This window comes from Micromonospora noduli, assembly GCF_003264365.1.
GTDB lineage: Bacteria > Actinomycetota > Actinomycetes > Mycobacteriales > Micromonosporaceae > Micromonospora > Micromonospora noduli.
The window spans coordinates 15,473-34,981 of sequence record NZ_PYAK01000038.1; the positions used below are offsets into that span (position 1 = coordinate 15,473).

Sequence of the window (19,509 nt, forward strand, 5' to 3'; positions counted from 1 at the left end):
GTCCCGGCGGCGCGAGGCCGCACGCGACCAGTCGCACTCATCAAGGAGTGCGCTGAGAAATTGCGTGGTCCCGGCGTCGCTGACGGGCGGGTAACGCGTTGAGCCTAACCGATCGCCTCGGCCGCGCCGTCAGGCCATTTCCCGTTTGTCTACCTTGCCCCTGATCGTGGCCCGGATTTTAACGTCGCTGAAACCCGTGACCACCGCGTCGGGCCGTCGGTCTGGCACGATCGGGTCGTGTTTCCCTCCACCTCGCCCGAGGCCGGCCGCGAATCGTGGCCCGCAGGGCCCCAACCGGGTCCGGCCGCCGCAGCGACGCGCGGCCAACCGCCCGCGCCGCGTACCGGTCCGGCCACCACCGATGGCGACCGTCGCGAACGGGGTGGGCCTCGCCGTGCCCGTCGCGCCGGCGAGCCGGCCCGCCGATCCGAAGAAGAGATCGACGAGCCCGAAGAGGAGGTCATCCCCCCGGTCGCGGTGCACCGTCAACTGGCGCTGACCATCGCCGGCTTCGCCGCGCTGCTCGGTGTCGGCCTGGTGCTCGGCGCGCAGACGTCGGGCCCCGGTCACCGGCTGCCGTTCGCCTTCATCATCTTCGGCGTCCAACTGCTGTTCGTGCTCGCCTGGACGATGGCCATGCGTCCGCCCGCGCTGTTGGTGGTCGCCGGGATCAGCGCCGTGGTCGCGGCGCTGGCCGACATCGCCGCGGTGCAGACCGACGTCGCCGGCCTGGCGCCACTGGGCTACCTGGCCGCCGGCGGGTTCCTCGCCGCCGTGCTCGGCCAGCTGGTTCGTCGGGTCGACCGGGTCCGGGTCACCGACTCCCTCGGTGCCACGCTGCTCATCGTGGTCGGGGTGGTGGCCTTCGGCACCCTGATCGTGCTCAGCCGGATCCCGGCCGGCACCCAGGCGATAACCGTCTGCCTGACCGCGAGCGGTGTCGCGCTCACCGTCGCCCGGCTCACCGACGCCGTACTGCCCTGGCCCCGGCTCGCCCCGCAGGTGCCCCGGGGCGCCGCAGGCGTGGTGGCCGGCGCGATGGTCGGCACGCTGACCAGCGCCCTCCTCGGCAGCTACCTGGTGGCTCCCTTCACGCCGACCCGGGCCGCCGTGATCGGCCTGGTCGCGGCGGTCACCGCCGTCCTCTCCGACCTCGCCGTGGGGTACGCGGAGGCGGGCCGGTTGATGGCCGGCGAACCGCCCACGATGTGGGTGGCCCGGCACATGCAGGGCCCGCTCGGCGGCTTCGCCCTGGCGGCGCCCGCCGCGTACGCCATGTGCATGCTCTTCCTCTGAGTCACGGTTGAGCGCTGAGCCGGCCGGGTACCTACGGATGCGCCGCCCTGCGGCGTCGGTACGAACGACCCGTCGCGGCGCGACGGGCGGAGACAGGAGGCGGCGTGGCGCAGGACTATCCGGTGGACCAGGCGCGACCCCGACGGCGTGGCCGCAAGCTGCTCATCGGGCTGTTCGTGCTGCTCCTGCTGCTGGCGGCGTTGCTGGTGGTCGCCGATCGGGTGGCGGTCGGGGTCGCCGAGCGGATGATCGGCGACCGCGTACGCCAGGAGATCGCCAAGCAGGGCGCGCAGTCCGCCCCACCTGAGGTGGAGGTGGGCGGAACCCCGTTCCTCACCCAGGTGCTGGATGGCCGTTACCAGCGGATCACCATCAACCTGCGGGACGTGCAGGCCTCGGTCGAGGGCGACGCCGTCCGGCTGCCGGTGCTCGACGTGACCGCCCGCAACGTTCGGGCCTCGCTGGACACCCTGCGCACCGGCCAGGGTGACGTCGTGGCGGACACCGTCAACGGTGCCGGCACGATCAGCTACGAGAGTCTGGCCGCGCTGCTGAACCGCCCGGGTCTCACCCTCGGCGAGCAGAACGGCAAGCTCACCGTCAAGGCCCCGGCCGACATCCTCGGTCAGAAGCTCACCATCAGCGGCACCGCCGACGTCACCGTCGCCGACAACGGCGCTGTCGCCCTGCGGTTCAACGACCTGGACGCCGCGGGTCTGCCGAACCTGCCGCTGGCTCGTGCCTTCCTGAGCAACTACGCCAAGAGCATCTCCATCGACGTTCCCCTGCCGGAGTTGCCGTTCCAGCTCGCGGTCCGGGAGGTCCGTCCACTGCCGGAAGGGCTGGCGGTCACCGCCGACGCGAAGAACGTGCCGATCAACTCCGCTGGCTGACGCCGGAGGCGTGGTGGGACGCCGAAATCCTCGGCGATCCCGGCGATTCCCGGATGGTGGTCGGCCCAGTGGCAGCACGGTCACTGGCTGGTAGGCTCCCTGGCCATGGGGACCCACCTCACCAAACGGCGCGCGGTCGACCTGTGCCGCGTGGCCACCTGCCTGTGTCGCCCCGTCATCTGACGGCGGGGCTGTCTCCGGCCGCCTGACGGCGGCCACCGGCACAGGGTTCTCGCACCCTCCGGTTATCCCACCGAACGCCCGGCAGCGGCGCCGTCGCACGAACCCGTGATCCCGTCCTTCCGCTGGGTCCCGCGCGTGGTGCGACAGTTACACCCATCGATTCGCGCGCGTTGGCTCACCATCCATCCTCACCAGGGAGTGATTCGATGAGTCGCGACACCGCACTCGTTTCGGCCGAGTGGGCCGAGAAGAACCTCGACGCCCCGGGCGTCGTCTTCGTCGAGGTCGACGAGGACACCTCGGCCTACGAGACCGGCCACATCGCCGGTGCCATCAAGATTGACTGGAGGACCGACCTCCAGGACCAGGTTCGCCGGGACTTCGTCAACAAGACGCAGTTCGAGGCGCTGCTCTCCGAGCGGGGCATCAGCAACGACGACACCGTCATCCTGTACGGCGGCAACAACAACTGGTTCGCTGCGTACGCCTACTGGTACTTCAAGCTCTACGGCCACCGTGACGTGAAGCTGCTCGACGGCGGCCGCAAGAAGTGGGAGCTGGACGCCCGCCCGCTCGTCACCGACGCGGTGTCCCGCCCGGCGACGCAGTACGTCGCGCAGGAGCCGGACACCTCCATCCGGGCCTTCCGCGACGAGGTCGTCGCCGCGATCGGCACCAAGAACCTGGTCGACGTGCGCAGCCCCGACGAGTTCGCCGGTCGCCTGCTCGCCCCCGCCCACCTGCCGCAGGAGCAGGCGCAGCGGGCCGGCCACATCCCCACCGCCATCAGCGTGCCGTGGTCCAAGGCGGCCAACGAGGACGGCACCTTCCGGTCCGACGACGAGCTGCGCAAGATCTACGGCGACGCGGGGCTCGACGACGGCAAGGAGACCATCGCGTACTGCCGGATCGGTGAGCGCTCGTCGCACACCTGGTTCGTGCTCCAGGAGCTGCTGGGTCACCGCAACGTCAAGAACTACGACGGCTCCTGGACCGAGTACGGCTCGCTGGTCGGTGTGCCGGTCGCGCTCGGCGACGAACCCGGGGAGGCCTGATCATGACTCTTCCCACCGCCGCAGGTTGCGCCGCACCGGACCAGGCCGCGCCGCTGCCGGCCAGCCTGGACCTGGAGAAGGAAACCGTCATCACCGGCATCGTCCGTTCCGCCGAGGCCGAGCCGGTGCCGGGCGCGTACGTCCGGCTGCTCGACTCGACCGGTGAGTTCACCGCCGAGGTGGTCACCTCGGCTGCCGGGCAGTTCCGGTTCTTCGCCGCGCCGGGTTCCTGGACACTGCGGGCGTTGTCCCGGCACGGCAACGGCGACACCGCTGTCACTGCCGGCCGAGGCGTCAACGAGGTTGCCGTCACCGTCGCCTGACCCACTGCTCTGATCGACCGGGGCCGGTCACCCTCCCGGGGGTGGCTGGCCCCGGTCGTTTCTTCGTAGCGCGCCGGCACGCCGGGGCGGGTGCCGAAATCCATCGGCATACGTCACTATCTACTGGTGGATTTCAGGGATGAAAGCGGCGGGTCCGACGAAGCGGTCCCCATCGTCCTCTGCGTGGGCACGGACATGTCGCTGCGGGAGCGGGTGCTGAGCCAACTCGACGGGCGCGCCCCGGTGCACAGCTGTTCCGATCTGACCGAGCTACGCGAGCTGTTGTCGTCGCCGACGGGCTCGGCGCCGGTCAGTTCCACAGTCCTTCCGCTCACCGAGGCGCGGGGCCTGGTGAAGTGGGGTGAGCTGGTCGTCGACCGGGCCAGACACCGGGTCACCTGGCGCGGCGAGGTGCTCCCGCTGACCCCCACCGAACGGGACTTGCTCACAGTGCTCATCGGCCCACCGCTGGTGGTGTGGAGCTACGAGCGGCTCTGCGTCTCCGCGCTGGGCGGTGCGGACACCGCGGCGCTGCAATCCACCATCAGACGGCTTCGTCGCAGGCTGCGGGGCCTCCCGGGCGGACCGCAGGTGCACACCGTGCGAGGCATCGGCTACCGGCTCGACCCGCCGCCCCGGCTGAACGACCACTGACCCGCAGTCGCTGCATCGGGCCGACCGCCTCCGCTGCCGGCCCGGCGGCGGGCGCGTGACACCATGGCCGGGTGAGCGGTGCTGTCCAGACGGGTTGGGCCTCTTCGGCCGGCCCTGCCGCGCCGACACCGGCCCGGTCTCGGCGGCGTTGGCTGCTGGCCGTGACAGTGGCCTGGGCGGTGCTGCTGGGCGGGCTGACCTGGGCATCGGTGCGGAACGACCCGCCGACCGTGCGCGAACAGCGTTCCCTCGATCAGGCCGGCCCGGTGGTCGACCGGGCGGTCGGCGAGTTGGCCCGTGCGGCAGGTGCGGCCGGTCTGCTGGAACTGGGCCCCGCGCGGGTCGCGTCCGGCTGCCGGGTAACCCCGTTCGCCGACGGGGCAAGGCTGCGGCGCGAGGTAGGGGTGCTCGCGTCCGCCGGTGACGAGCGGGCCGTGCTGGCCGGCATCGCCGAGCGGTTGCCGGCGAGCTGGCGCGCCGGGGTCGGGCCCGGCGTGGACGGCCCCGAGCTGCGCGCCGACGCCGGTGAATTCGTGGCCGTCGAGGGCCGGCCGACCGTCGACGGCCGGGTGCGACTGGTCGTCGACACCGGTTGCCGGCCGGTCGGCGCCGGCTACACGCCGCCCCCGGCCACCGTTGGCGGCCCGGAGACCGCTGCGCTGACAGCCGCGTTGCGGGCCCTCGACCGGCCGGGCGACGTCGCGTCGGAGCTGGTCATCGCGCCCTGCCCGGGCGGCGGGCTCGCCCGTACCGCATGGTCCGCGAACGGTCCCGGGCCGGCGGCCTCGACGGCCGCACTCGCCCCGCTGGCCGGCAACGCCCCACTGCTGGACCAACCCCCGGTGTACGCGTACCGCAGCGGTGCCGTCACGGTGCTGGCCGAGATCAGCCCGGACGCCACCCGACTGGCCGCCACCGTCGGCTGCCCGGGCTGAGCCGGGCGGCCCGCTCGGGTCAGCCGTCGTCCGGCTGGTCCTCCGGGTCACGGCTGCGGCCCAACGCGTCGACCATGCCCCACCGGCCGGGGATGTCCAGCAGCTCGACCCGGCCCATCCCCGGTGGCACGGCCGGGTCGATGATCAGGTGCTCGCCCTGCGGCTCCAACCCCAGCATCACCCGCAGGAGCAGCAGTGGGGTGCCTGTCGACCAGGCCTGCGGGCTGCACGCGGTCGGGTACTCCACCGGGTAGTCGGTGAGGTCGCGGGCGTAGCCGGCGAACGCCTCCGGCAGCCGACCCTCGAAGTACCGGGACGCGGCCAGCATCGTGTCGCAGAGCAACCCTGCCTCCTCCCGGAAGCCGTACCGCCACAACCCCCAGGCGATGATCGAGTTGTCGAACGGCCAGACGGTGCCCACGTGGTAGCCGATCGGGTTGTACCGCCCTTCGTCCGCGGCGAGCGTCCGCACCCCCCAGCCGGAGAACAGTCGTGGCCCGAGCAGATGCTCGACCACCTTGCCGGCGCGCGACTCGTCCACGATGCCGCTCCACAGCAGGTGCCCGATGTTCGAGGTCAGCGCGTCCACCTGCCGGCCGTCGGCGTCCAGCGCGAGCGCGTAGTACTCGCGGTCGGCGATCCAGAAGTCCCTGTCGAACCGCCGTTTGAGGTCGGCGGCCTGCCGCTCCAGCTCGTCGGCGAACTCCGGATCGTTCCAGAAAGTCCGGGCCAGCCGGGCGGCCCGGACTTTCGCGTCGTACGCGTAGCCCTGCAACTCACAGGTGGCCCGGGGGAAGCCGGGCAGCTGACCGTCGGCGTACGAGATGGCGTCCCAGGAGTCCTTCCAGCACTGGTTCTGCAGGCCGGTCTCGGGGTTGCGGGTCTGGTACCAGAGGTAGCCGGTGCCGAGCAGGTCACCGTAGGTGTCGATCCACTGCAACGCCGCGCGGACCTGCGGCTCCAGCTTGCGGACGAGTGCGATGTCACCGGTCCACCGCTCGTACTCGTCGAGCAGGATGATGAACAGGGGAGTCGAGTCGGCCGACCCGTAGTACGGCGAGTGAGGTTGCTCCTCGAAGCCGGCGGTCTCCCCGTACCGCAGCTCGTGCAGGATCTTGCCGGGCTCCTCGTCCCGGAAGTCGTCCACCCGGTGCCCCTGCAACCCGGCCAGCATCAGGATGGTCGGCGGGACCAGCTCCGGCAGGAACGGCAGCACCTGCAACGAGGTGATGATGCTGTCCCGGCCGAACAGGGTCATGAACCAGGGGAGTCCCGCGGCGATCAGCCGTACGCCCAGGGCGATCGACTCGTAGCGCAACGCGGCCAGGTCGTTGAGGCTGCGCCGGTACGCCCCGGCCAGCGGCTCGCAGTCGCAGCCGAGCTTCGGCGCCCGGTCGATCAGCTCCTGCTGCTCGGCCCGGATGGCGTCCGCGCTGCGGCTGCCGCCGTAGGGGAGGGTGGCCCGGATGTCCTCGCCCCGGGCCCCGAAGACGACGCTGGACACGTGCAGCCGGGTGCTCCAGCTGTCGTTGCGGGCGATCCGGATCCGGAAGGTCATCCCGGTGTCGTCGACCTGCGCCGGCGCGGTGCTGCTGACCACCATCTCCCGGTGGAACGCCTCCCGCCGGTAGGTCAACCGCAGCTCGTTCTCGGCGACCGTGACGGTGGTCCGACCCCGCTTCTGCCGAGAGTTCTTGATCTCGAACAGGTCGGCGAAATCGGCCCCGATCTCGATCCGGAGGGTGCACTCGACCTCCGCGCCGAGGTGGTTCAGCACTGTCAGCTCCTCCTCGAAGCTGCCCACGATCGCCCGGCTGCGGATCACCGACGCCTTGGCGTCCAGATAGTGCGTGGGTTCGCCGGGGGCGAGGAAGAACTTGGTGCGGTACGACTCGACATCGTCGACGGAGAGGGCGTGCAGCCGTTCGCCGTCCAGGGTGAGCACCCACTTGGACAGGAAGCGGGTGTCGAAGGAGAACAGCCCGGTGGGGAAGTCGTAGGACGGTTCGATGTCCCCACGCCGGTCGCTCACCAGGAAGGTGTTGCCGTCCAGAATGCTGACGAGGTCCTTCACCTGAGTCGCCCGGCTGCTCGACGGGCCGTTTCGCGGGGGTCGCGGGTGCCGGGCGGGTTCGGAAAGAACCGGCGGAAGGCGAGGAAGAGCACCACGTTCCCGCTGAACGTGCTCTCGTTGCGCAGCACCGCCGCGACCCCCTGGGCCTCACCGCTGATCAGCCGGTCGAAGAGGGCGGCGCTGCTGTACCAGATCGCGTCGGCCGGGCCGCGTCCCCGGCTGACCTGCACCGACCCGGGCCGCATCCGGACCAGCCAGTGTTCGGTGCGGTGGTCCTCGCCGAGGTCGATCTGGAGGGTGCCGTCGGCCAGGCCGCCCAGGACCTCGGCGGCGCGCGACGGCAGTGCCTCGAAGAACCTCTCCGCCGCCTCGGTCACATCCGAATCGTAGGCAGCCGTCCGAGATGTCGGGTCGGTATCGGCACTCCGCTCGGATCGACCCACCGCCGCCGTGCGGTCAGTAGACGAGTGCCTGCGCGCCCTCGGCCAACGCCTCCTCGACGAAGACCGCGGCACCGGCGATCCGGACCCCGGGGAGTACGTCGTCCGGGCCGATCTCCCGTCGGGCCGCGCACTGCGTGCAGGCGGTCACCCGGCCGCTGGTCAGGATGACGTGCAACAGCTCGGCCAGGGGCGCGGAGTGCGGCAGGTCGAACTGCTGGGCGCGACCGGGCAGCGCGAACCAGGTGGACTCACCGGTCAGCCAGAGCGAGACGTCCACCCCGGCCGCTACCGCCGTCGCGGCGACGGTGAATGCCTGCGCGCACCGCTCCGGGGCGTCCGCCCCTGCGGTGGCCTTGACGACGAGAGTGCGGGCCATGTGGCCCAGCATAGGATGGCCGGGATGGTTACCGAGATCGGGTTTGTCAGCCTGCTGGTCGCTGGCCTGGGCGGGCTCGCCGGTGGCCTGGTCTACCTTGCCGTACGCATTTCGAGAGGACGCTGGTGAGCGCGAGGAGTGAGCCGGGCCTGCGAGCCCCGCAGTCGCGAACGAAGGTGGCCCTGTGAGCGAGAACCCGCTGCAGCCGCCGTGGCTGAACGCGCCGCCGGTCGAGGAGTACCCGTTCGAGGAGAGCCACGACCTGCGGGTCGGGCCGAAGCTGCACCCCGCGCTGGATGCCCTGCTGCCGTACATCGGTCTGTGGCGCGGTCGGGGCAAGGGCGGTTTCCCCACCATCGAGGATTTCGACTACGCGCAGGAGATCCGGATCAGCCACGACGGCCGACCGTTCCTGCACTACGAGTCGCGTGCCTGGATCCTCGACGAGCAGAGCAAGCCGGTCCGTCCGGCCGGCCGCGAGGTGGGCTGGTGGCGGCCGGTGCTGGTGGATGGGCGGGCGACCGACGAGCTGGAGGCGCTGCTGACCACCCCGACCGGGGTGATGGAGCTGCACCTGGGCAAGCGCACCGGCACGCAGCTCGAGTTCGCCACCGACGCGGTGATCCGGACTCCGACCGCCAAGGAGGTCACCGGCGGGCACCGGCTCTTCGGCATCGTCGAGGGTGCGCTGCTCTACGCCCAGGAGATGGCCGCCATGGGGCACGGGCTCAGTCCGCACCTCTCCGCCCGACTCGTCCGGGTCGGCGGCTGACCTCGACGGTCGGTGGCCGGCTAGACGGGGAAATTCAGCAGGGCCTGTAGGGCTGGGGTACGCGGGCAGCGAGCCCGCCGTACCCCGTCCAGCGTGTGGACCTCGGCGGCTCCGCGCAGCGACGAGGTGAACCACACGCCGTCCGCCGCGTGCAGTTCGGCGGCGCTGACCATCCGTTCGGCGGCGCCCAGGCCCAGCTCGCTCGCGTGGGCGAGCAGCCAGGCCGCGGTGGTGCCGGCGAGGATGCCGGTGCTGGCGGCCGGCACCGTGCAGAGCGTGTCGTCGGTGAGCCACACCACATTCGCGGTGGGGCCCTCCAGCGCGTACCCGTCTGAGGAGATCCAGAGCACGTCGTCCACGCCAGCTCGGCGGGCCCAGCGGCGGGCGGCGCTGCTGACCGCGTACGACGTGGACTTGATGCCGACCGGCAGCCAGGTCAGCCCACTGCGGGCGGCGGCGGGCAGCCCCAGCGGCAGGGTGGCCACAGTGATTCCGTCCCGCCGGGCGGCCCTGGAGGCCGCCGGCACCGGGGCCAGCGTGGCGTAGATGGTGGGCGGACCGCCGGCCTCCGGGCCTCGGGTGCAGACCAACCGAAGTGCCCCCTCCACAGCTGCTGGCCAGCCTGTCCGCACCTGATCCAGCAGGTCGATCAGGGCGCTGGTGGGGGGCATTGGCAGCTCGACGGCGGCGGCCGCCGTGGCCAGGCGGGCCAGGTGTTCGTCGCGCAGCCACGGTTGGCCGCCCCGCAGGTGCATGGTCTCGAAGAGGCCGTCGCCGTGCAGCACCCCGAGGTCGTCACCCCGAAGCACCGGGTCGCCGGGCGGCACCGGGCCACGCCCCAGGACGGCGATCCGCGCGGGCGGGTCGGCCGCGTTCTTCCCGACGGACGACCTCACCATGACCGTCGAGCGTAGCGGCGATCGATCGCGGTGGGGGGAACAGCCTGGTGGCCGAACTATGATCGGACGGTGTCCGAATCCTCCCTCGCGGAAATGCTGCGGGCCCGTGGGCTGCGGCTGACGGCCCAGCGGCAGCTCGTCCTCCAGGCGGTGCTCGATCTGGGCCACGCCACCCCGGAGCAGGTGCACACCGCGGTCCGGGAGGTCGCCGCCGGCGTCAACATCACCACCATCTACCGCACGCTCGAGCTGCTGGAACGGCTCGGTCTGGTCACCCACACGCACCTGTCGCACGGCTCACCGACCTATCACGCCGCCGGTGAACACCAACACGTCCACCTGGTCTGCCGGGAGTGTGGCGCGATCGACGAGATCGATCCGGAGCTGCTCCGCCCCCTCGCCGACCAGTTGGCCGCGCAGCGCGGGTTCCGGGTGGACATCGGGCACGTGTCACTCTTCGGCGTCTGCGTACGCTGCGAGAACGGGGACGAAAAATGATCGACATCGCGGGTGCGGTGGCCGTCGAGAGCATCGACGAGGCCAGCCGTGATCAGCCGGATCCGGCGCACGTCGCGGCCGGGGTGCGAGGGGTGGCCGCGCACTACGGCGACCCGCTGCGCGAGCAGCGCACCCTCGACACCGAGGTTGGTCTGGTCGACCGGTCGCATCGAGGGGTCATCGCGGTGCCCGGGGAGGAGCGGGCCAGTTGGCTGCACACGGTCACCTCGCAGCACCTGAACGCGCTGGCAGCCGGTGAGGGCACCGAGTTGCTGGTGCTGTCCCCGCACGGCCACATCGAGCAGCACGCCATGGTCGCCGAGGACGGCGAGACCACCTGGCTGGACACCGAGCCCGGCGCCACCCAGGGCCTGCTGACCTACCTGGAGAAGATGCGGTTCTTCAGCAAGGTCGAACCACGCGACGCAACGGCCGAGCGCGCGCTGTTGTCGCTGGTCGGGCCGGCGGCCATGGAGGCGCTCGGCACGCTCGGCGTGACCGGGCTCGCCGCACCGGACGTGGTCGCGGTGCCGGGTCCGAAGTTCCCGCACGGTGCCGTGCCATCCCGGGCGAGCGCTCGGTACGACGTGCGACCGCTGTCGATCGGCGGCTGGGCCCGACGTGGTCCGCTCGGGGTGGACCTGCTGGTGCCCCGGTCGGCGATGGACCAGGTGGTGGCGGAGCTGCGCGGCGCCGGTGTGCCGGTCGCGGGACTGTGGGCGTACGAGGCGATCCGGGTGGCGGCTCGGCAGCCGCGGGTCGGGGTGGACACCGACCACCGGACCATTCCGGCCGAGGTCGACCTGATCGCCCCGGCGGTGCATCTGGACAAGGGTTGCTACCGGGGGCAGGAGACTGTGGCGCGGGTGCACAACATGGGCCGGCCGCCGCGTCGCCTGGTGCTGCTGCATCTGGACGGGGTGACCACGGATCAGCCGCCGGTGGCCGGTACGCCGGTGACCCTCGACGGCCGGGCGGTCGGCTTCGTCGGCACCGCCGTGCTGCACCACGAGCTGGGCCAGGTCGCTCTCGCGGTGCTGAAGCGGAACGTCCCGGACGATGCCGCGTTGCTGATCGGCGAGACCGCGGCGGCGATCGACCCGTCCTGAGCGGGCCGTCTAGGATCGCCGGCATGACGACAGGGACGTTGATCACGGTGGCCCCGACCGGCGCTGAGTCGGCCAAGGCGGAGGTGCCGGCGCTGCCGGTGACCCTCGACGAGTTGCTGCTCACCGCCAAGGAGTGCGAGGCGCTCGGCGCCGCCGTGATCCACGTCCACATCCGCGACGACGAGGCCCGACCGACGCTCGACCCGGTGCGGCTGGCCGACACGGTGGCGGCGCTGCGGGAGAGCACTGACCTGATCGTGCAGCTCTCCTCCGGCGGCGCGGTGACCGACCCGGAGGCCGCCCGGCTCGCCGTGCTCGACGCCCGTCCGGACATGGCCTCCTGCACCATGGGCACTGTCAACTTCGGCGACGACGTCTTCCTCAACCGCTGGGAGTTCATCGTCGACCTGCACACCCGGATGCAGGAACGCGGAATCGTGCCGGAGTACGAGATCTTCGACCTCGGCCACCTGTCCGCGTTGCAGCGGTTGCTCGGCAAGTACGGGCTGCCGGCCGGCGGGCACGTGCACGTCGACTTCGTGATGGGAGTGCCGGGCGGGATGCCGGGCAACACCGAGACCCTGGTCGCGGCCCACCGGATGCTGCGGGACCTGCCCGAGGGCACCACCTTCTCGGCCACCGGCGTCGGCCGGAGCACCATCGCGGTGCTGCTGGCCTCGCTGTCCACCGGCGGGCACCTGCGGGTCGGCATGGAGGACACGGTGACGTACGCGAAGGGCCGCCCGGTGGAGTCCAACATGCAGTTGGTCGCCCGCGCTGTGGGTTTCGCCCAGCTCGCTCAGCGCCCGCCCCTGACCACCACCGAGGCCCGCGAGCTGCTCGGGCTGTAAGGCCGGGTCTGTCCCGCGCCCCTGTCACCCGGGCGGTGGACCTCCTGGTCACCCCGCCGCCGGGCACCCCCGGACCGTCGGTACCGTCCAGCGCGTGACGAAGACGTACGAGGGCGGCGCGCCGCTCGCCGAGGTGGTCCGGTCCGGGTTCGTGGAGGGTGCGCACCGCGGCTCGGTGGTGGTGCTGGACGCCGCCGGTGTCGCGGTGGCGTCCGCCGGGGACGTGACCTCGCCGATCTTCCCCCGCTCGGCCAGCAAGCCGATGCAGGCGATCGGGATGCTCCGGGCCGGCCTGGCCCTGACCGACCCGGCCGACGTGGCGCTGGTCTCGGCGAGCCACGCTGGCGAGGAATTCCACCTGGCCCGGGTCGGTGCGCTGCTGGAGCGCGCCGGGTTGGACGCGTCGGCGCTGCACTGCCCGCCCGACCTGCCGGTGGGGGCCGCGGCCCGGGAGGCGGTGCTCCGGGCCGGTGGTGGCCCGAGCCGGGTGCAGATGAACTGCTCCGGCAAGCACAGCGGGATGCTGTTGACCTGCGAGGCCGCCGGTTGGTCCCGGGAGGGCTACTGGCGGCCGGAGCACCCGCTTCAGCAGCGGCTGCGGGCCGCCATCGAGGAGTTCACCGGCGAGCAGGCGGCGGCGGTGGGGGTTGACGGTTGCGGCGCCCCGGTCCTCGCGGTCTCACTGGCCGGTCTGGCCGGGGCGTACCTCCGGCTGGTCGACGCCGAGCCCGGCTCGGTGCCGCGCACGGTGGCGGACGCGATGCGGGCGTACCCGGAGATCGTGGGTGGCACCCAGGCCGACGACACCCGGCTGATGCGGGGTGTCCCGGGGCTGCTGGCCAAGGTCGGTGCCGAGGGCGTGATCGCCGTGGCGCTGCCGGGCGTCGGCGCCGTCGCACTGAAGATCGACGACGGCGCCGACCGGGCCCGGATGCCGGTCCTGGTGTCCGCGCTGCGCCGGCTCGGCGTGGACGCTCCGGTGCTGACCGAGTACGCCGAGGTGCCGCTCTTCGGTGGCGGGGTCCCGGTCGGGGCGGTCCGCCCGCTCTGGTGACACCGTCGGCGGCGGTGGCGGTTAGCTCAGGAAGTCGAGCAGCGCGGCGTTGACCGGCTCCGGACGCTCGAGCGGCAGCAGGTGCGCGGCGTCCGGCACGTCGGGCAGTCGTACCGCGCCGGGGACCTCGGCGGCGATCCGGTCGGCGAGCCGACTGATGTCCGGCACGTCCGCGGCGCCGGCGGTGACCAGGACGGGGATCTTCAACTCACCGAGACGACCGATCGCCGGTGGCGACAGCTCTCCCACCTCGACCGCGCCGAGCGCCAGCTCGGCGGCGAGGGCACGCTGGTCCATCTCCTGCGCGAACGCGACCAGCTCCGTGTCGACGTCCTCCGGCTGGCGGCGCGGGCCGACCACCCAGAACCGCACCTCACCGGCCGCGCCGGCGACGAAGTCGTCCGGGTCGACCTCGCCGACCAGGCCGTCCCAGAGGTCGTTCGCCTCGTCGGACCACTCATTGCCGGAGACCGCCGTGTCGAACAGTGCGAGCGCGCTCACCCGGTCGGGGTGGGCCAGCGCGGTGTCGATGGCGACCGCCCCGCCGAAGGAGCAGCCGACCAGGGCAGCCCGGGGCAGGTCGAGCGCGTCCAGCAGCCCGGCCACGTCGTCGTGGTGCGTGAACGGGGTCGGCGGGAGCTCCGAGTCTCCGTAGCCGCGCAGGTCCGGGACGATCACCCGGTGCCGGGCGGCGAGCGCGGGCACCTGCCCTCGCCACATCCGCCGGTCGGCGATTCCGGCGTGCAGCAGAACGACGGGCGAACCGGTGCCGGCCTCGTCGTACGCGATGCTTGCTCCATTGACTGTGATCTTGTGCACGGACGGACCGTACGGATCGGCCGAGCGGCGCGCAAACGGGGTCCTGAGACTTTGCTAACTATGGTTAGCGTTTTGCTTGCAACAGCTAGCGCGGGCGGTTAGCGTCGCTGCCATGGCCACACCCAAGGACCTTCCCGACGTCGGCGGGTTCATCCGCGATCTGCGGCGCAACGCCAAGATCTCGCTTCGGCAGCTCGCCGAGCAGGCGGGGGTCAGCAACCCGTACCTCAGCCAGATCGAGCGAGGCCTGCGCAAACCCAGCGCCGAGGTGCTCCAGCAACTGGCGAGCGCGCTGCGGGTCTCCACGCCGGCGATGTACCTGCGCGCCGGTCTGCTCGACGACAAGGAAGGCCACGGGGTGCTCGCCGCAATCGCCGTGGACGCCGACCTGACGATGGCGCAGAAGCAGTCGCTCAGTCAGATCTACGAGACGTTCCGCCGGGAGAACACCCGGCTGGCCGAGGCCCAGGCCGAAGCCGAGGCGGCGCAGGCCGACCAGCCCGCCAGCCAGGCTGCGGACCTGGCCAATGTGGCCGCCACCGGCCCCACCACCGTGGGCGGCACCCCGACCGAGGCCGTGCTCGAGTCGGTCGCCGTCACCGAGGCGGGCACCGCCCCCGCCCCGGGCAGCACCACCATCCCCCAGAAGAAGAAGGCCGCCGAGGCGGCCGAAGAGGAGACGTCATGAGCGAGCCGAAGACCAACCGCATCCCCGCCCCGATCTACGCCGCAGCCGGCGCCGGTGAACTGGCCATCGAGCAGCTGCGCAAGCTGCCGGCCGTGGTCGGCGTCCTCAGCACCCGGGTCGTCGCCGACCTGGGTGGCCGGGCAGTGCTGACCGGCTTCGAGCTGAAGCAGAAGGCCACCGAGACGCTGCGCACCGCCAACGAGACCGCCGACCTGGCGAAGCTGCGCGAGGTGGCCGACATCGACAAGCTGCGCGCCGCCGCAACCCGTAACGCCGCCCTGGTGGTCGCGGGCGCCCAGGTCGCCCAGGAGCGCGCGTTCGCCGCGTACGGCGCGCTCGTCGCCCGGGGCGAGCGGGTCGTCGGTGCCGGCGTGCTGGAGGCCGCCGAGACGGTCAACGCCGACATCGAGGCCACCGAGGCCGTGACGCCGGCCACCACCGCGGCTGCCACCACCCCCACCGTTGCGGCCCCCGCCGACGCGCCGACCCCGGCCGACGTGGCCGAGATCGCCGAGGCCAAGCCCGCTGCGGTCAAGAAGGTCGCTCGCGCGCCGAAGGCTGCCAAGCCGGCCGTAACCCCGTCGGCGAAGCTCCCCCGGGCCACCAAGCGGACCCGCCCGGCCGCCGAGTAGCTCGTCGGGTCGACGACCCCGGCGGCGTCCTTGTCGGACGTAGCCGGGGTCGTGGACATAAACTGGCCGACATGGCCAACGCCGCGCCGATCTTCGCGTTCGAAGTCCGCTACGTGATCGAGCTGATCCTGCTCGTCTTCGCGCTGATCATCCAGGGTGTCGCGCTGGTGCACGCCGTCACGCAGCGCTCCGACGCCTTCCCCGCCATCGGGACGCTGCCCAAGGGCGGCTGGATCGCCATCCTGGCGGTCTGCCTGGTGCTCACCCTGCTCGGTTTCGGTCCGATCAGCCTCTTCGGACTGATCGGCATCGCCGCCGCGCTCATCTACCTGCTCGACGTACGGGTCGGTCTGCGCGACCTGAGTGACGGCAAAGGGTTCTGGTGAGAGGTTTTCGCTGGCCGCCCCCACCCGACAGCGGGCCCCGCACCTGGGGGCCCGGTCCGGGTGGGCCGCGTACCGGCAGGCCGGCACTGCCGGAGCCGGAGACCGAGCTGGTCACCACCCCGCACGGCGTACGGCTGGAGCGGCTGGTCACCGGCACCGGTGATCCGGTCACCGTGTTCGCGCACGGGCTGGGCAACGGGATCGCCACCACCCGCCCGTTCGGCAGTGGGGTGAACGGCCGCAAGGTGTTCTTCCAGTTCCGCGGGCACGGCCGATCCGTTGCCCCGGACGGGCCGTGGGACTACCTGGACCTGGCCCGGGATCTACGGGCGATCGCCGACCTCGGCGGCGCCAGCCGGGCTTTCGGCGCCAGCCTCGGCGCGGGTGCCCTCTGCCGACTCCTCGTGGAGAGCCCGGAGCGTTTCGACAAGCTGGTCTTCTTCCTGCCGGCGGTCCTCGACGAGCCACGCGGGCCGCTCGCCCGCGAGCGCGTCACCGACCTGCTGGAGGCGGTGGAGAGCGGGGACGCCTCGGCGGTCGCCGACATCGTCACGCTGGAGTTGCCCCCGGCGGTGCGCAACACCCCGGCCGGCTGGGCCTACCTGCGACAACGGCTCGACCAACTGCTCCGCGACGGTCTGGCCGACGGTCTGGCCACGCTCACCGACCAGATCCCGCTGCGCCAGATCGGTGACCTGACGGCGGTCACCGCGCCGGCGTTGGTGATCGGTTGCGCGGGCGACGACCTGCACCCGGTCGAGGTCGCCGAGCGGCTCGCCGTCGCGCTGCCCCAGGCCACGCTGCACGTGTACGACCGGCCCGGCGTGCTCTGGTCGGAACGCGCCGATCTGCGCGACCGCATCTCCGGCTTCCTGAACGAGTAACCTGCCCTGTCATGGGCGTCACACAGCACGGCCGGACGCACCGGCTGGACCTTGCCGACCCGACAGTGCGCGAATGGACGTGCACGGTCCTGCACTCCGATGCCGAGCAGGGCATCGTGCTGGACCGTTCGGCGTTCTATCCGGGCGGCGGTGGTCAACCACCCGACCACGGCGTCCTGCTCTGGCAGGGCGTGCAGACCCGGATCGTCGGCACCCGCAAGGGCGACGACCCCTACCTGATCCCCGCCGAGGGTGACCCGCTGCCGCCGGTCGGCACCGAGGTCGTGGGCGCTGTGGAGGACGAGCGCCGCACCCGGTTGATGCGTACCCACTCCGGGCTGCACGTGCTCTGCGGTGTGGTGTTCCGCGACTTCGGCGCGCTGGTCACCGGCGGCAACATGGAGCCGGGCGAGGCCCGGATGGACTTCAACCTCCCCGAGGTGCCCCCGGACTTCAAGAGCCGCATCGAGGAGCTGGTCAACGCCGAGGTGGCCGCCGACCGCTCGGTCGCCACCCGGGTGCTGCCGCGCACCGAGGCGCTGGCCCTGCCGGACATCATCCGTACCCAGTCCAACCTCATCCCGGCGGATGAGCAGGAGGTCCGGATCGTCGACATCGTCGGGCTGGACGTGCAGGCCGACGGCGGCACCCACGTCGCCTCCACCGCCCAGATCGGCAAGGTCCAGGTGGTCAAGGTGGAGAGCAAGGGCCGGGCCAACCGCCGGGTCCGGGTCCGACTGGCCGATTAGATCGAGTACTGAATTCGGACGTCGGTTGTCAGGTATTCCTGACAACGTCGCAGGCATGACACAACCGCTCACAGGAAAGATCGCGCTCGTCGCCGGCGCCACCCGTGGTGCCGGGCGCCAGATCGCCGTTCAGCTCGGCGCGGCCGGTGCCACGGTCTACGCCACCGGTCGCAGCACCCGGGCCGGCCGCTCCGAGATGGACCGACCGGAGACCATCGAGGAGACGGCCGAGCTGGTCAGCGCGGCCGGCGGCACCGGCATCGCCGTCCAGGTCGACCACCTGGTGCCCGAGCAGGTCCGCGACCTGGTGGCCCGGATCGACGCCGAGCAGGGCCAACTCGACGTGCTGGTGAACGACATCTGGGGCGGCGACCCACTGGTCACCTGGGAGAAGCCGGTCTGGGAGCAGCCGCTCGACGCCGGCTTCCGTACCCTGCGACTGGCCGTCGACACGCACATCATCACCAGCCACTTCGCCCTGCCGCTGCTGATCCGCAAGCCCGGCGGCCTGGTGGTGGAGATGGGCGACGGCACCAAGGCGTACAACGACAAGAACTACCGGCTGTCGGTCTTCTACGACCTGGCCAAGGTCTCGGTCAACCGGCTCGCCTTCAGCCAGGCGCACGAGCTGAAGCCGCACGGCTGCACGGCCGTGGCGCTCACCCCCGGCTGGATCCGTTCCGAGGCGATGCTGGAGCACTTCGGCGTGACCGAGGAGAACTGGCGCGACGGTGCCGCCACCGACCCGAACTTCCTCATCTCGGAGACCCCGGCCTTCGTCGGCCGGGCGGTGGCCGCGCTCGCCGCCGACGAGGAGAAGACCCGCTGGAACGGCGAATCCGTCGACGCCGGCACGCTGTCCAAGGTGTACGGCTTCACCGACCTCGACGGCAGCCAACCCGAGGGTTTCCGCTACATCACCGAGGTGGTCGACGCGGGCAAGCCGGCGGACGTGACCGGCTACCGGTAGAGCGCGGCGAGCCGGTCGGCGCTCTCCGCGAACAACCGCCGCAGCTCGGGTGGGTCGATCACCTCGACCTCGGGGCCGAGCCCCAACAGTTGGTGGTACGCCACCTGGACCGACTCGACGGGCAGCCGCGTCACCACCCAGCCCTGCCCGTCGGGCGGGCTGGCGGCGGCGACCAGTTCGTCGTACACGAAGGGGGCATCGACCAGGTGCCGGAGCTGGCGCAGGCCGGCGGGGCTCAGCCGGACGGCGACCTCGGCCCGCAGCATGGTCCGCAGGAACGACCCGGCCTGCTCGCGCCAGTGCCCGGCCAGGTCGAAGCCCTCGTCGCGGTCGAAGTGCTCGTCGCCCACCTCGACCCCGGTGACCCGGTCCACCCGGTAGGTGCGCACGTCGTCGCCGACCCGGCCGACCAGATACCAGACCCCGCTCTTGAGCACCAGGCCGTACGGCTGGATCCGGCGGGTCGCCTCCCGGTCGCCGCGTCGGTAGCGCAGCTCCACCACCCGGTCGCCCCAAACCGCCCGGGCCAGCTCCGGCAGCCAGACCGGTGGCGCGGTCTCCCGGAACCAGCCCGGTACGTCCAGGTGGAACCGCTGTCCGGCACGGGCTGGCGCGTCGCGCAGGGCGGGTGGCAGCGCGGCGAGCACCTTCAGCTCGGCCGACGCGACCGCGTCGGCGAGCCCCATCTCCCCGGCCGGCCCGGGCAGCCCGGCGAGGAAGAGCGCCTCCGCCTCGTCCCGGGTCAGCCCGGTCAGTCGGGTGCGGTACCCGCCGAGCAGGCGGTAACCGCCGGCCCGCCCCCGGTCGGCGTAGACCGGCACGCCCGCCGCCGAGAGCGCCAAAACGTCCCGGTAGACGGTCCGCTCGGAGACCTCCAGCTCCTGAGCCAGCTCGCTAGCGGTCATCGACCCGCGCGACTGCAACAGCAACAGCAACGAGATCAGTCGGGACGCGCGCACCCGCCCA

The 19,509-nt window shown here is 72.0% G+C and carries 25 protein-coding genes; 19 read left to right on the forward strand and 6 right to left on the reverse strand.

What is annotated here, in order from left to right; translation table 11 throughout:
* Positions 1-237: 237 nt before the first annotated feature.
* The 7 genes from GUI43_RS23695 to GUI43_RS23720 all read left to right on the forward strand — a co-directional run bounded on the left by GUI43_RS23695 (position 238) and on the right by GUI43_RS23720 (position 5,339).
* The gene (locus GUI43_RS23695) at positions 238-1,296 is read left to right on the forward strand and encodes a hypothetical protein (protein ID WP_112584189.1); all 1,059 of its coding nucleotides are present in this window, start codon (positions 238-240) and stop codon (positions 1,294-1,296) included.
* A gap of 104 nt (positions 1,297-1,400) precedes the next feature.
* On the forward strand, positions 1,401-2,189 hold the full coding sequence (locus tag GUI43_RS23700) for an LmeA family phospholipid-binding protein (RefSeq protein WP_112606123.1): 789 nt from the start codon (positions 1,401-1,403) through the stop codon (positions 2,187-2,189).
* 105 nt (positions 2,190-2,294) lie between these two features.
* The gene (locus tag GUI43_RS35035) at positions 2,295-2,372 is read left to right on the forward strand and encodes an Ms5788A family Cys-rich leader peptide (protein ID WP_310503780.1); all 78 of its coding nucleotides are present in this window, start codon (positions 2,295-2,297) and stop codon (positions 2,370-2,372) included.
* Between the two features lie 206 nt (positions 2,373-2,578).
* Positions 2,579-3,427: a sulfurtransferase gene (locus GUI43_RS23705; RefSeq protein ID WP_112584191.1), complete on the forward strand. Its 849-nt coding sequence runs from the start codon at positions 2,579-2,581 to the stop codon at positions 3,425-3,427.
* Between the two features lie 2 nt (positions 3,428-3,429).
* Positions 3,430-3,750 carry a DUF1416 domain-containing protein gene (locus GUI43_RS23710; RefSeq protein WP_091402852.1) on the forward strand — a complete coding sequence of 107 codons (321 nt, stop codon included), beginning with the start codon at positions 3,430-3,432 and terminating at the stop codon, positions 3,748-3,750.
* Between the two features lie 195 nt (positions 3,751-3,945).
* Positions 3,946-4,404 carry a winged helix-turn-helix domain-containing protein gene (locus tag GUI43_RS23715; RefSeq protein WP_112699814.1) on the forward strand — a complete coding sequence of 153 codons (459 nt, stop codon included), beginning with the start codon at positions 3,946-3,948 and terminating at the stop codon, positions 4,402-4,404.
* Positions 4,405-4,475: 71 nt separating this feature from the next.
* On the forward strand, positions 4,476-5,339 hold the full coding sequence (locus GUI43_RS23720) for a hypothetical protein (protein ID WP_112606128.1): 864 nt from the start codon (positions 4,476-4,478) through the stop codon (positions 5,337-5,339).
* Between the two features lie 19 nt (positions 5,340-5,358).
* On the opposite strand, the gene GUI43_RS23725 is transcribed toward GUI43_RS23720, so the two are convergent.
* The 3 genes from GUI43_RS23725 to GUI43_RS23735 all read right to left on the reverse strand — a co-directional run bounded on the left by GUI43_RS23725 (position 5,359) and on the right by GUI43_RS23735 (position 8,244).
* Positions 5,359-7,413 carry an amylo-alpha-1,6-glucosidase gene (locus GUI43_RS23725; RefSeq protein WP_112699815.1) on the reverse strand — a complete coding sequence of 685 codons (2,055 nt, stop codon included), beginning with the start codon at positions 7,411-7,413 and terminating at the stop codon, positions 5,359-5,361.
* Positions 7,410-7,790 (reverse strand): SCP2 sterol-binding domain-containing protein, encoded by a 381-nt coding sequence (locus GUI43_RS23730; RefSeq protein ID WP_112584196.1) that lies wholly within the window; start codon positions 7,788-7,790, stop codon positions 7,410-7,412. Before GUI43_RS23730 ends, GUI43_RS23725 begins: the two co-directional genes overlap by 4 nt.
* Positions 7,791-7,869: 79 nt before the next feature.
* Positions 7,870-8,244 carry a DsrE family protein gene (locus GUI43_RS23735; RefSeq protein ID WP_112584197.1) on the reverse strand — a complete coding sequence of 125 codons (375 nt, stop codon included), beginning with the start codon at positions 8,242-8,244 and terminating at the stop codon, positions 7,870-7,872.
* 12 nt (positions 8,245-8,256) lie between these two features.
* On the opposite strand from GUI43_RS23735, the gene mtfM reads away from it, so the two are divergent.
* Together mtfM and GUI43_RS23740 are read left to right on the forward strand one after the other, a co-directional pair.
* On the forward strand, positions 8,257-8,361 hold the full coding sequence (gene mtfM, locus GUI43_RS34965) for a small membrane protein MtfM (protein ID WP_030327764.1): 105 nt from the start codon (positions 8,257-8,259) through the stop codon (positions 8,359-8,361).
* Positions 8,362-8,416: 55 nt separating this feature from the next.
* Positions 8,417-9,004 (forward strand): heme-binding beta-barrel domain-containing protein, encoded by a 588-nt coding sequence (locus tag GUI43_RS23740; RefSeq protein ID WP_091402847.1) that lies wholly within the window; start codon positions 8,417-8,419, stop codon positions 9,002-9,004.
* A gap of 20 nt (positions 9,005-9,024) precedes the next feature.
* Here GUI43_RS23740 and GUI43_RS23745 read toward each other — a convergent pair whose 3' ends face one another.
* The gene (locus GUI43_RS23745) at positions 9,025-9,903 is read right to left on the reverse strand and encodes an aminotransferase class IV (RefSeq protein ID WP_112699816.1); all 879 of its coding nucleotides are present in this window, start codon (positions 9,901-9,903) and stop codon (positions 9,025-9,027) included.
* A gap of 69 nt (positions 9,904-9,972) precedes the next feature.
* Between GUI43_RS23745 and GUI43_RS23750 the strand changes: the two genes are divergently transcribed.
* From GUI43_RS23750 to GUI43_RS23765, 4 genes are all read left to right on the forward strand, one after another.
* Positions 9,973-10,401, forward strand: coding sequence for a Fur family transcriptional regulator (locus tag GUI43_RS23750; protein WP_091402843.1), 429 nt, complete (start codon positions 9,973-9,975; stop codon positions 10,399-10,401).
* Positions 10,398-11,510 carry a CAF17-like 4Fe-4S cluster assembly/insertion protein YgfZ gene (ygfZ, locus tag GUI43_RS23755; protein WP_112584200.1) on the forward strand — a complete coding sequence of 371 codons (1,113 nt, stop codon included), beginning with the start codon at positions 10,398-10,400 and terminating at the stop codon, positions 11,508-11,510. Before GUI43_RS23750 ends, ygfZ begins: the two co-directional genes overlap by 4 nt.
* Before the next feature lie 23 nt (positions 11,511-11,533).
* Entirely contained in the window at positions 11,534-12,361 is an 828-nt protein-coding gene (locus tag GUI43_RS23760) for a beta-keto acid cleavage family enzyme (protein ID WP_091402837.1), read from the forward strand.
* 94 nt (positions 12,362-12,455) lie between these two features.
* Positions 12,456-13,415 (forward strand): asparaginase, encoded by a 960-nt coding sequence (locus tag GUI43_RS23765; RefSeq protein ID WP_112584201.1) that lies wholly within the window; start codon positions 12,456-12,458, stop codon positions 13,413-13,415.
* Between the two features lie 21 nt (positions 13,416-13,436).
* Here GUI43_RS23765 and GUI43_RS23770 read toward each other — a convergent pair whose 3' ends face one another.
* Positions 13,437-14,234, reverse strand: coding sequence for an alpha/beta fold hydrolase (locus GUI43_RS23770; RefSeq protein WP_112699817.1), 798 nt, complete (start codon positions 14,232-14,234; stop codon positions 13,437-13,439).
* Positions 14,235-14,346: 112 nt separating this feature from the next.
* Between GUI43_RS23770 and GUI43_RS23775 the strand changes: the two genes are divergently transcribed.
* From GUI43_RS23775 to GUI43_RS23800, 6 genes are all read left to right on the forward strand, one after another.
* The gene (locus tag GUI43_RS23775) at positions 14,347-14,922 is read left to right on the forward strand and encodes a helix-turn-helix domain-containing protein (RefSeq protein WP_112584203.1); all 576 of its coding nucleotides are present in this window, start codon (positions 14,347-14,349) and stop codon (positions 14,920-14,922) included.
* Complete coding sequence (locus GUI43_RS23780) at positions 14,919-15,554, forward strand: hypothetical protein (RefSeq protein ID WP_112584204.1); 636 nt, start codon at positions 14,919-14,921, stop codon at positions 15,552-15,554. The genes GUI43_RS23775 and GUI43_RS23780 overlap by 4 nt, the downstream gene beginning before the upstream one ends.
* A 71-nt stretch (positions 15,555-15,625) precedes the next feature.
* The gene (locus GUI43_RS23785) at positions 15,626-15,940 is read left to right on the forward strand and encodes a DUF2516 family protein (RefSeq protein ID WP_030327754.1); all 315 of its coding nucleotides are present in this window, start codon (positions 15,626-15,628) and stop codon (positions 15,938-15,940) included.
* A complete protein-coding gene (locus GUI43_RS23790) occupies positions 15,937-16,824 on the forward strand; it encodes an alpha/beta fold hydrolase (protein WP_112699818.1) in 888 nt (295 codons plus the stop codon). The genes GUI43_RS23785 and GUI43_RS23790 overlap by 4 nt, the downstream gene beginning before the upstream one ends.
* A gap of 11 nt (positions 16,825-16,835) precedes the next feature.
* A complete protein-coding gene (locus tag GUI43_RS23795) occupies positions 16,836-17,573 on the forward strand; it encodes an alanyl-tRNA editing protein (RefSeq protein ID WP_112584206.1) in 738 nt (245 codons plus the stop codon).
* 55 nt (positions 17,574-17,628) lie between these two features.
* Positions 17,629-18,543: an SDR family oxidoreductase gene (locus GUI43_RS23800; RefSeq protein ID WP_112699819.1), complete on the forward strand. Its 915-nt coding sequence runs from the start codon at positions 17,629-17,631 to the stop codon at positions 18,541-18,543.
* On the opposite strand, the gene GUI43_RS23805 is transcribed toward GUI43_RS23800, so the two are convergent.
* Positions 18,534-19,502 (reverse strand): helix-turn-helix transcriptional regulator, encoded by a 969-nt coding sequence (locus GUI43_RS23805; RefSeq protein WP_112699828.1) that lies wholly within the window; start codon positions 19,500-19,502, stop codon positions 18,534-18,536. The genes GUI43_RS23800 and GUI43_RS23805 overlap by 10 nt on opposite strands.
* Positions 19,503-19,509 lie beyond the last annotated feature (7 nt).

Bases quoted from the DNA above. Each gene is read 5' to 3' on its own strand.
- GUI43_RS35035 (WP_310503780.1), top strand. From the start codon at position 2,295: ATGGGGACCCACCTCACCAAACGGCGCGCGGTCGACCTGTGCCGCGTG.
- GUI43_RS23705 (WP_112584191.1), top strand. From the start codon at position 2,579: ATGAGTCGCGACACCGCACTCGTTTCGGCCGAGTGGGCCGAGAAGAAC.
- GUI43_RS23710 (WP_091402852.1), top strand. From the start codon at position 3,430: ATGACTCTTCCCACCGCCGCAGGTTGCGCCGCACCGGACCAGGCCGCG.
- GUI43_RS23715 (WP_112699814.1), top strand. From the start codon at position 3,946: ATGTCGCTGCGGGAGCGGGTGCTGAGCCAACTCGACGGGCGCGCCCCG.
- GUI43_RS23735 (WP_112584197.1), bottom strand. From the start codon at position 8,244: ATGCTGGGCCACATGGCCCGCACTCTCGTCGTCAAGGCCACCGCAGGG.
- mtfM (WP_030327764.1), top strand. From the start codon at position 8,257: ATGGTTACCGAGATCGGGTTTGTCAGCCTGCTGGTCGCTGGCCTGGGC.
- GUI43_RS23745 (WP_112699816.1), bottom strand. From the start codon at position 9,903: ATGGTGAGGTCGTCCGTCGGGAAGAACGCGGCCGACCCGCCCGCGCGG.
- ygfZ (WP_112584200.1), top strand. From the start codon at position 10,398: ATGATCGACATCGCGGGTGCGGTGGCCGTCGAGAGCATCGACGAGGCC.
- GUI43_RS23760 (WP_091402837.1), top strand. From the start codon at position 11,534: ATGACGACAGGGACGTTGATCACGGTGGCCCCGACCGGCGCTGAGTCG.
- GUI43_RS23775 (WP_112584203.1), top strand. From the start codon at position 14,347: ATGGCCACACCCAAGGACCTTCCCGACGTCGGCGGGTTCATCCGCGAT.
- GUI43_RS23780 (WP_112584204.1), top strand. From the start codon at position 14,919: ATGAGCGAGCCGAAGACCAACCGCATCCCCGCCCCGATCTACGCCGCA.
- GUI43_RS23785 (WP_030327754.1), top strand. From the start codon at position 15,626: ATGGCCAACGCCGCGCCGATCTTCGCGTTCGAAGTCCGCTACGTGATC.
- GUI43_RS23795 (WP_112584206.1), top strand. From the start codon at position 16,836: ATGGGCGTCACACAGCACGGCCGGACGCACCGGCTGGACCTTGCCGAC.
- GUI43_RS23800 (WP_112699819.1), top strand. From the start codon at position 17,629: ATGACACAACCGCTCACAGGAAAGATCGCGCTCGTCGCCGGCGCCACC.